Annotated in this window: 11 protein-coding genes; 8 read left to right on the forward strand and 3 right to left on the reverse strand. The window is 74.1% G+C overall.

What is annotated here, in order from left to right; all coding sequences use genetic code 11:
* Positions 1-69: 69 nt before the first annotated feature.
* Together leuD and leuC are read right to left on the reverse strand one after the other, a co-directional pair.
* Positions 70-657: a 3-isopropylmalate dehydratase small subunit gene (gene leuD, locus GNZ18_RS36295; protein ID WP_156221302.1), complete on the reverse strand. Its 588-nt coding sequence runs from the start codon at positions 655-657 to the stop codon at positions 70-72.
* A gap of 9 nt (positions 658-666) precedes the next feature.
* Positions 667-2,064 carry a 3-isopropylmalate dehydratase large subunit gene (leuC, locus tag GNZ18_RS36300; protein ID WP_156221304.1) on the reverse strand — a complete coding sequence of 466 codons (1,398 nt, stop codon included), beginning with the start codon at positions 2,062-2,064 and terminating at the stop codon, positions 667-669.
* Between the two features lie 102 nt (positions 2,065-2,166).
* Between leuC and GNZ18_RS36305 the strand changes: the two genes are divergently transcribed.
* From GNZ18_RS36305 to GNZ18_RS36325, 5 genes are all read left to right on the forward strand, one after another.
* Positions 2,167-2,886, forward strand: a complete 720-nt coding sequence (locus tag GNZ18_RS36305) for an IclR family transcriptional regulator (protein WP_156221306.1) — start codon at positions 2,167-2,169, stop codon at positions 2,884-2,886.
* A gap of 123 nt (positions 2,887-3,009) precedes the next feature.
* The gene (locus tag GNZ18_RS36310) at positions 3,010-3,639 is read left to right on the forward strand and encodes a MerR family transcriptional regulator (RefSeq protein WP_214620703.1); all 630 of its coding nucleotides are present in this window, start codon (positions 3,010-3,012) and stop codon (positions 3,637-3,639) included.
* A 171-nt stretch (positions 3,640-3,810) separates the two neighbouring features.
* The gene (locus GNZ18_RS36315) at positions 3,811-4,194 is read left to right on the forward strand and encodes a YidH family protein (protein WP_156221307.1); all 384 of its coding nucleotides are present in this window, start codon (positions 3,811-3,813) and stop codon (positions 4,192-4,194) included.
* Positions 4,191-4,502, forward strand: a complete 312-nt coding sequence (locus tag GNZ18_RS36320) for a DUF202 domain-containing protein (RefSeq protein ID WP_156221309.1) — start codon at positions 4,191-4,193, stop codon at positions 4,500-4,502. Before GNZ18_RS36315 ends, GNZ18_RS36320 begins: the two co-directional genes overlap by 4 nt.
* A gap of 76 nt (positions 4,503-4,578) precedes the next feature.
* Entirely contained in the window at positions 4,579-4,974 is a 396-nt protein-coding gene (locus GNZ18_RS36325) for a RidA family protein (RefSeq protein ID WP_156221311.1), read from the forward strand.
* On the opposite strand, the gene GNZ18_RS36330 is transcribed toward GNZ18_RS36325, so the two are convergent.
* The gene (locus GNZ18_RS36330) at positions 4,975-5,886 is read right to left on the reverse strand and encodes a LysR family transcriptional regulator (RefSeq protein WP_156221313.1); all 912 of its coding nucleotides are present in this window, start codon (positions 5,884-5,886) and stop codon (positions 4,975-4,977) included.
* Between the two features lie 72 nt (positions 5,887-5,958).
* Here GNZ18_RS36330 and GNZ18_RS36335 point away from each other — a divergent pair, with 72 nt between their 5' ends.
* From GNZ18_RS36335 to GNZ18_RS36345, 3 genes are all read left to right on the forward strand, one after another.
* Positions 5,959-6,777 (forward strand): SAM hydrolase/SAM-dependent halogenase family protein, encoded by an 819-nt coding sequence (locus GNZ18_RS36335; RefSeq protein WP_312874944.1) that lies wholly within the window; start codon positions 5,959-5,961, stop codon positions 6,775-6,777.
* Between the two features lie 5 nt (positions 6,778-6,782).
* Entirely contained in the window at positions 6,783-7,178 is a 396-nt protein-coding gene (locus GNZ18_RS36340) for an NUDIX hydrolase (protein WP_156221315.1), read from the forward strand.
* A gap of 143 nt (positions 7,179-7,321) precedes the next feature.
* A complete protein-coding gene (locus GNZ18_RS36345; RefSeq protein WP_156221318.1) occupies positions 7,322-8,440 on the forward strand; it encodes a glycoside hydrolase family 113 protein in 1,119 nt (372 codons plus the stop codon).
* Positions 8,441-8,560: the final 120 nt, after the last annotated feature.

An 8,560-nucleotide genomic window follows, 5' to 3' on the forward strand; every position in this document is an offset into this window, starting at 1 on the left:
GGGTTTCGGGGACGCCGAAGCCCCGGCCCGCCGTCCCGGGACGGCGGGCCGGGGCAGGGCCGCGGCGGGTCAGACGGTGACGGGCAGCCAGGGCGCGCGGCGGCCCTCGAACTCGGTGATCGCGTCGCCGTGGCGGAGGGTCAGGCCGATGTCGTCCAGGCCCTCCAGGAGGCGCCAGCGGGTGTAGTCGTCGATCTCGAACCCGGCGGACTCGGCGCCGTAGCGGACCTCGCGCCTCTCCAGGTCCACGGTGATCTCCAGGGCGGGGTCCTGCTCGACCCCCGCCTGGATGTCCTCGACCTGCTCGGCGGTCAGCACGACCGGCAGCAGCCCCATCTTGGTGGAGTTGTTGCGGAAGATGTCGCCGAAGCGCGGGGCGATGACGACGCGGAACCCGTACTGCTGCAACGCCCAGACGGCGTGCTCGCGGGACGAGCCGGTGCCGAAGTCGGGCCCGGCGACCAGGATGCCCGCGCCCTCGTACCGCGGCTGGTTCAGGACGAACTCCGGGTCCTCGCGCCAGGCGGAGAACAGGCCCTTGTCGAACCCGGTGCGGCTGACCTGCTTGAGCCAGACCGCCGGGATGATCTGGTCGGTGTCGACGTTGCTGCGGCGCAGCGGCACCGCGCGTCCGGTGTAGGTGGTGAACGCTTCCATGCTCATTCCTTAGAGGTCGGCGGGAGCGGCCAGGCGGCCGGTGACGGCGGTCGCGGCGGCGACGGCGGGCGACACCAGGTGGGTGCGGCCGCCGGGGCCCTGCCGGCCCTCGAAGTTGCGGTTGGACGTGGAGGCGCTGCGCTCCCCCGGGGTGAGCTTGTCGGGATTCATCGCGAGGCACATCGAGCAGCCCGCCTCGCGCCACTGCGCGCCCGCCGCCGAGATCACCTCGTCCAGCCCCTCGTCCTCGGCCTGCTTCTTGACCTTCATGGACCCGGGGACGACCAGCATGCGGACGCCGTCGGCGACCTTGCGGCCCCGCAGCACGCCCGCGACGGCCCGCAGGTCCTCGATGCGGCCGTTGGTGCAGGAGCCGACGAACACGGTGTCGACCGCGATGTCGCGCAGCGGCGTCCCGGCGGTCAGGCCCATGTACTCAAGGGCCCGCTCGGCGGCCTGGCGCTGCGCGGGGTCGCCGTAGGACGCCGGGTCCGGCACGGAGTCGCCCAGCGGGAGGCCCTGGCCGGGGTTGGTGCCCCAGGTCACGAACGGCGTCAGCGCGGACGCGTCGATCACGACCTCCTTGTCGAAGACCGCGTCGTCGTCGGTGCGCAGCGACCTCCAGTACTCGACGGCCCGCTCCCACTCCTCGCCCTGGGGCGCGTGCGGGCGGCCCTCCAGGTAGGCGAACGTCGTCTCGTCGGGGGCGATCATCCCGGCGCGGGCGCCCGCCTCGATGGACATGTTGCAGACCGTCATGCGGCCCTCCATCGACAGCGAGCGGATCGCCTCGCCCCGGTACTCGATGACGTGGCCCTGGCCGCCGCCGGTGCCGATCCTGGCGATGATCGCCAGGATCAGGTCCTTGGCGGTGACGCCCTCGGGCAGCGCGCCGTCCACGGTCACGGCCATCGTCTTCGGCTTGACCTGCGGGAGCGTCTGGGTGGCGAGGACGTGCTCGACCTCGCTGGTGCCGATCCCGAAGGCGAGGGCGCCGAACGCGCCGTGCGTGGAGGTGTGCGAGTCGCCGCACACGACGGTGGTGCCCGGCTGGGTCAGGCCGAGCTGCGGGCCGATGACGTGCACGATGCCCTGCCCGGCGTCGCCCATCGGGTGCAGCCGGATCCCGAAGTCGGAGCAGTTCTTGCGCAGCGTCTCGACCTGGGTGCGCGACACCGGGTCGGCGATCGGCCGCAGCAGGTCGGTCGTCGGGACGTTGTGGTCCTCGGTGGCGATCGTCAGGTCGGGGCGGCGGACCTGGCGCCCGGCCATCCGCAGCCCGTCGAACGCCTGCGGGCTGGTGACCTCGTGGACGAGGTGCAGGTCGATGTAGAGGAGATCCGGCTCACCCTCGGCACGCCGTACGACGTGCGCGTCGTACACCTTCTCGGCCAACGTACGGCCCATCACTCCCACCTCACCTGTCATGATCGGCGGCGCGCGACCGCGCGCCGCTGGACTCCGGCCACCCGACTTGCATCTCAAATGACGAGACGGCAATATCAAGTCATGGACAACTCTAGCGGAGTCGGCGTACTCGACAAAGCGGTTCTCGTGCTGAACGCGCTGGAGGCGGGCCCGGCCTCGCTCGCCCAGCTCGTCCAGACGACCGGGCTGGCCCGCCCGACCGCCCACCGGCTGGCCGTCGCGCTGGAGCACCACCGCCTCGTCCACCGCGACACCCAGGGCCGCTTCATCCTCGGGCCGAGGCTCGCCGAACTCGCCGTCGCCGCCGGGGAGGACCGGCTCCTCGCGATCGCGCAGCCGATCCTCGCCCAGCTGCGCGACCTGACCGGCGAGAGCGCCTCGCTGTTCCGCCGCCAGGGCGACGTGCGGGTCTGCGTCGCCTCCGCCGAGCGCACCAGCGGCCTGCGCGACACGATCCCGGTCGGCGCCGCGCTGCCGATGACCGCCGGGTCGGCCGCGCAGATCCTGCTGGCCTGGGAGGAGCCCGACCGGCTGCACCGGGGGCTGCGCGGCGCGAAGTTCGAGGCGACGACGCTGGCCTCGGTCCGCCGCCGGGGCTGGGCGCAGAGCGTCGGGGAGCGCGAGCAGGGCGTCGGGTCGGTGTCGGCCCCGATCCGCGGCGCCGCCGGACGGGTGATCGCCGCGGTCTCGGTGTCGGGCCCCCTGGAACGGCTGACCCGCTCCCCCGGGCGGCTGCACGCCGGGCCGGTCGTGGCCGCCGCCGAGAAGATCTCCGAGGGCATGCGCCGCACCGCCGCCTGACCGGCCCCGGTCATGCCGCCCGGCCGCGACGGCCGAGGCGAGCTTTGGATGCGGGCTTTGGATAGTGACAGTATCCAATAGGTCACCCTGGATAACGTTAACCTCCAGTCAAGGGGGTGAGCGGTGCAGATCTCCGAGCTCAGCGATCGCAGCGGGCTGACCGTCCAGACGATCAAGTTCTACATCCGGGAGGGCCTGCTCCCGAAGGGATCGTCGGTGAGCGCGACCCGCTCGGAGTACGGCCGTCCGCATCTGGAGCGGCTGCGGCTGATCAGCGCGCTGCGCGAGGTCGGCGACCTGCCGGTCGCGGCGATCCAGCAGATCATCGCCGCGATCGACGACGAGGACGTCAGCCTGCACGAGCTGTTCGGCACCACGCAGTACGCGATCGGTCCGCATGTGGCCGCGCCCGGCGACCCGCACTGGCGCGCCGCCCGCGAGGACGTCGACGCCCTCGTCCGCGAGCTCGGCTGGACGGTCGGCGACCGCGCCCCCGCCCGCGACCTGCTCGCCCACACCTTCGTCGCGCTGCGCCGCCTCGGCTTCCCGATCACGCTGACCGACCTGCGGCCGTATGTGAAGGCCGCGACCGAGGTCGCCGACCACGAGATCGGACGGGTCGCCGACGACACCTCCCGCGCCCGCACCGTCCACTCCCTGCTGGTCTCCACCGTCCTGTACGAGCAGGTCCTGACCGCGCTGCACCGGCTGGCCCAGGAGGACGCCTCGTCCCGCCGTTTCGGCGCCCCCTGACGGGGTTTCGGTCCCCCGGGGCGGGCCGGTTCCCATCCGGCCTGACCAGGGAGTTGTCGTCAATTCCGGCATAATGGGTCGGTATTACGATTCATTACGAATCGCCTAATATGAAAGGCCGTGGACGGCGCTCGCCGCGCACGCCGCCGAGCTTTGCAGAGTGACCCGTTGATGACCGCACCACCGAACACCCCCGGCGACCGGTGGACCGACCGCCTCCTCGCCGAGGGAGACGACCCCGACCCGCGCTTCTCCCTGGCCAACGAGCGCACGTTCCTCGCCTGGATCCGCACCGCGCTGGCCATGATCGCCGGCGGGGTCGGCGTCGCGCTCAGCGGCGACCTGATGGACACCGCGCTGCGCGTCGGCCTCGCGATCGGCCTGTCGGCGACCGGCGCGCTGGTGGCGGCACTGGCGTTCCGGCGCTGGCTGGTCACCGAGCGTGCCCTGCGGCGCGCCGAGACGCTGCCGCCCCCGGCGCTCGCGCCGATCCTGTCCTACGGCCTGGCGATCGGCGCGCTCGCCCTGGCGGCGGCGCTGCTGGCCACCCGATGACCTGCCGGGACCGGGGAGCGCAGCCCGAGCGGACGGCGCTCGCCTGGTCCCGGACGGCGCTCGCCCTCATCGGCGCGGGCCTGCTGTGCGTGCGGCTCGCGCCCTCCTCCCCCGGCGCGGGGGCGGCGGCCCTGGTCGTCTGCGGCGGGGTCGTGCTGCTGCTGCGGCGCACGCAGGCGGCCCTGCGGACGCGGCGCCGGCGGCTGCCCGCGGGCGGCCGCGTCGCCGACCCCGCCTCCGTACTGATCACGACCGCGCTCACGATGCTGCTGGGCGTGGTCGGGGCCCTGTTCACCCTGCACAGCTGAGCCATGCGCGGGTCGCATGGCCGATGTGCGAGATCTTCGCTGGTGGCATGGGACCGCCCCGCCTAGCGTTCCGGGCATGCGAATCACCCATGACGACCCGGCCACCGTCCCGGCCCCGCCGGGCGCCTATACGCACGCGATCCACGTCACGTCCGGCCCGATGCTGTACATCTCGGGGCAGATCGCCCTCGGTGCGGACGGCGAGGTCGTCGCGCCCGGCGACATGACCCGCCAGTCGGAGGTGGTGCTCTCGCTGCTGGAGCGGATCCTCGCCGCGCACGGCGCCGGGTTCGGCGACGTCGTGAACATCAGGACGTTCATGACCGACCTCGGGCGGCTCGACGAGTACGCGGCCGTCCGCCGCCGCTACGTCACCGGCAGGCCGCCGACCAGCACGACCGTGGAGGTCCCCCGGCTGTTCCGCCCCGGCGCGCTGCTGGAGGTCGAGGCCGTCGCCGCCCTCCCGGCCTGATCACGTGCGGAGCGCCGCGGCGGTCTCCTTCAGGTCGATGAGGAAGGCGGCCGCCGGCGGGGACCGCCGCGCGTGCCGGGCCACGGCCGCGTAGACGGTGCGGCGGGGCGGGTCGGGCGCGATCGGGCGCAGCACGAGGCCGCCGCGGGCCGCCGCGTCCGCCGCCAGCGCCGGGACGAAGGTGACCCCGAAGCCCTCCGCGACCAGGCCCAGCTTGGAGATCCACTCGGCGACCCGCAGCGGCGTCGCGGGCGTGAACCCGGCCGCCTCGCAGCGGGCGCGCAGCGCGGCGACGGCCTCGGGGTCGTCGGCGACGATCCACGGCTCGTCCGCCAGGCCCGCGAGCGGGACGCGGCGCCGCGCGGCGAGCCGGTGCCCGGTCGGCAGCGCGACCAGGAGCGCGTCCTCGCGCAGCGGGACGAGGTCGGCGGCGTCGATCGAGGTGACCTTGTGGGTGCTGACGACGGCGAGGTCGAGGTCCCCCGCCTCCAGCTTTGGCAGCAGGCGCTCGGTGGTGCCCTCGCGCAGCGCGACCTCGACCCCGGGATGGCGGGCCCGGAACCGGGCGAGGGCGCGCGGGACGAGTGCCGCGTTGGCCGTGGGGAACGCGCCGAGCCGCAGCGTGCCGGTGTCGAGGCGGCGCAGGCCCTCGATCGCGCGGGCGGTACCGGCGAGCCGGTCCAGCAGGCCGCGCGCGTGCGGCAGCAGGTACTCCCCCGCCGGGGTCGGCCGGACGCCGCGCGCGCCGCGCGCGAACAGCTCCACGCCGCAGACGTCCTCCAGCGTCGCGATCTGCCGGGAGACCGCCGACTGGGTGTAGCCCCCGGCGGCCGCCGCCGCGGTGAAGGACCCGAGTTCGGCGACGGCGACGAACGTCCGGAGCAGGACCGGATCGAGGGCTTCGGCGCGCACGGTAGGGAGGATAGGGCGGCCGGGGGACGGGTCGGGCCATGCGCGCCGGGCGGCGCGGCGTAGGCTCCAGGCGTGTCCGTCGCCCCGTCCTTCGCGCCCCCCTTCGTGAGCCTGACCACCGACTTCGGCGCCGCCTACACCGCGATCTGCGCCGGGGTCGTCCACACGATCGCGCCCGGCGCCACCGTGCTCGTGCTGTCGGACGAGGTACGGCCCTACGCGGTCGCCGAGGGCGCGATGCTGCTGGTCCAGGCGCTGCCCTACCTCCCGGTGGGCGTGCACGTCGGCGTCGTCGACCCGGGCGTCGGCACCCCGCGGCGGCCGCTGGCGGTCGAGACCGGGCGCGGCGACGTGCTCGTCGGCCCGGACAACGGCCTGCTCGTCCCGGCGGCGGAGGAGCTGGGCGGCGTGGTCAGGGCGCACGTCCTGGAGAACCCGGCCTACCGGCTGCCGCGCGTCTCCTCCACCTTCCACGGCCGCGACATCTTCTCCCCCGCCGCCGCGCACCTGGCGGGCGGCGCGGACATCGCCGCGTTCGGGCCGCGGGCCGCTCCGCTGCCGCTGGACGTCGCGCCGCCGCGCGCCGAGGACGGCGTGCTGACCGCCGCCTACCTCTACACCGACCGGTTCGGCAGCGTGATCGTCAACGCCGGACCGGACGACCTGGCCGCCGCCCTCGGCCCGGTGGCCTTCGGCGCCGCGCTGGAGGTGTCCTGGCCCGGACGCGCCGCGCGGGTCACCTTCGCCGAGACGTTCGGGAGCGTGCCCGTGGGCGAGCCGCTGCTGCTGACCGACTCGTCCGGACGGCTCGGCTTCGCCGTCAACCAGGGGTCGGCCGCGGAGCGGTTCGGGTTCCGCGGCGAGGCCGTCGCGGTGCGGCTGGCAGACTGACCGGCATGGAACTCGACGTCGTCGCCTGGGTGCAGGTGTCGGACGGGCGGATGCTCGCCGTCCGCTCCCGCGGCCGCGACCTGCTCTACCTGCCCGGCGGCAAGCGGGAGCCGGGCGAGAGCGACTGGTCGGCGCTGTCGCGCGAGGTCCGCGAGGAACTCGACCTGGAGCTGGACGCGGCGTCCTTCCGCGAGCTGGGCGTGATCCGCGCGCCCGCGCACGACCAGCCCGACTTCGCGCGGGTCCGGATGGCGTGCTTCACCGCGTCCTACAGCGGCGCGATGGCGGCGGCGGGCGAGGTCGACGAGTACCGCTACGTCGGACGCGGCGAACGGCACCTGCTCGCGCCCGCCGCCCAGGCCGCCCTCGACCTCGCGGACGAGCGCGGCCTCCTCGCCTGACGCCCGTTCTGGGCGTTGATCGACCTTCGGGCGGCGTCCCGGCGACTTTGGTCGCGGCGGCCTGGCCCCCTGGCCGCTGCCCCGGCGGGTCCTCCGGCGCGAGACTCACGGTCGGGGCGGCCCGACCAGTGAGGAGCCAGCGCATGCCACAACCACCGGTCAGCCGGCGGACCGTGCTCGTGGGGACGGCCACCGCGGCCATCTCGATCACGGGCGCGGCGCCGCCCGCGCGCGCCGCGTCCCGGGGCCGCGGACCCGGACGCGGGGGGCCGGGCCTGGCGCAGCACGGCGTCAACTACGACACCGAGCGCGAGGTGTGGAAGCCCGCGTACGTGCGGCGCGAGATCCGCGCGATCGCCCGCGACCTGCACTGCAACGCGATCATCATCCTCGGCTCGGACGTCGGCCGGTTGATGCTCGCCGCGCGCTGCGCCGCCGAGGAGGGCCTGTACGTCTGGTTGGAGGCCCGCCAGTTCGACCGGGACGCGCGGACCACGCTGAGGTTCCTCGCCTCGGTGTCCCGCGCCGCCGAGACCCTGCGCCCGAGCCATCCGGACATCGGGATCTCGGTGGGCTGCGAGCTGACGATCTTCATGTCGGGGCTCGTGCCCGGCGCCGACTACAGGGAGCGGGCCGCCAACCTCGGCACCCCGGCGGGCCGGGGCTACAACGAGCGGCTCAACGCGTTCCTCGCGCGGGCGCGGGCGACGGTCCGCCCGCTGTTCGGCGGGCGCCTCACCTACACCTCGGGGATGTGGGAGGCAGTCACCTGGGGCGGCTTCGACGTCGTCGGCGTCGACCTGTACCGGGACGCGTCGAACGAGGCGACCTACGTCCGCGACGTGCGCGCGCTGCACCGGTTCGGCAAGCCCGTCGTGATCACCGAGTTCGGCTGCTGCGCCTACCGGGGCGCGGACCGGCGCGGCGGCGAGGGCTTCGACATCATCGACTGGAACCACGAGCCGCCGATCATCCCGCCCGGCCACGTCCGGGACGAGCGGGTCCAGTCCCGCTACATCTCCGAACTGCTCGACGTCTACGAGGCGGAGGGCGTGTACGGGGCGTTCGTCTACAACTTCATCGAGTCGGACTCCCCGCACATGCCCGAACCCAGCCTCGACCTCGACATGGCGGGCTTCGCGCTGGTCTCGGTGCTCCCACCCGACTCCCCGCGCAACTACCCCGCCACCGGCGACTGGGACCCGAGAGACGCCTTCCACACGGTGGCCCGCCGCTATGCCGGAATGCGCCGCCGGTCCTAGGTCCTGTCCGGTGGATCTGGGTGTTTGGCTGAGGCTGATCTGTGTCCTGGGTTGTGATGGTGGACATGGTGCGTCGTCATGAGCTCACCGATGCCGCCTGGGCGCGGATCGAGCCGTTGT

Origin of the sequence: Actinomadura litoris, assembly GCF_009733595.1 — a bacterium.
GTDB classification, from domain to species: domain Bacteria; phylum Actinomycetota; class Actinomycetes; order Streptosporangiales; family Streptosporangiaceae; genus Spirillospora; species Spirillospora litoris.

Coding starts and splice junctions, on each gene's coding strand:
- GNZ18_RS36345 (WP_156221318.1), top strand. CDS start 7,322: ATGCCACAACCACCGGTCAGCCGGCGGACCGTGCTCGTGGGGACGGCC.
- GNZ18_RS36325 (WP_156221311.1), top strand. CDS start 4,579: ATGCGAATCACCCATGACGACCCGGCCACCGTCCCGGCCCCGCCGGGC.
- GNZ18_RS36315 (WP_156221307.1), top strand. CDS start 3,811: ATGACCGCACCACCGAACACCCCCGGCGACCGGTGGACCGACCGCCTC.
- GNZ18_RS36340 (WP_156221315.1), top strand. CDS start 6,783: ATGGAACTCGACGTCGTCGCCTGGGTGCAGGTGTCGGACGGGCGGATG.
- leuD (WP_156221302.1), bottom strand. CDS start 657: ATGGAAGCGTTCACCACCTACACCGGACGCGCGGTGCCGCTGCGCCGC.
- leuC (WP_156221304.1), bottom strand. CDS start 2,064: ATGGGCCGTACGTTGGCCGAGAAGGTGTACGACGCGCACGTCGTACGG.
- GNZ18_RS36320 (WP_156221309.1), top strand. CDS start 4,191: ATGACCTGCCGGGACCGGGGAGCGCAGCCCGAGCGGACGGCGCTCGCC.
- GNZ18_RS36305 (WP_156221306.1), top strand. CDS start 2,167: ATGGACAACTCTAGCGGAGTCGGCGTACTCGACAAAGCGGTTCTCGTG.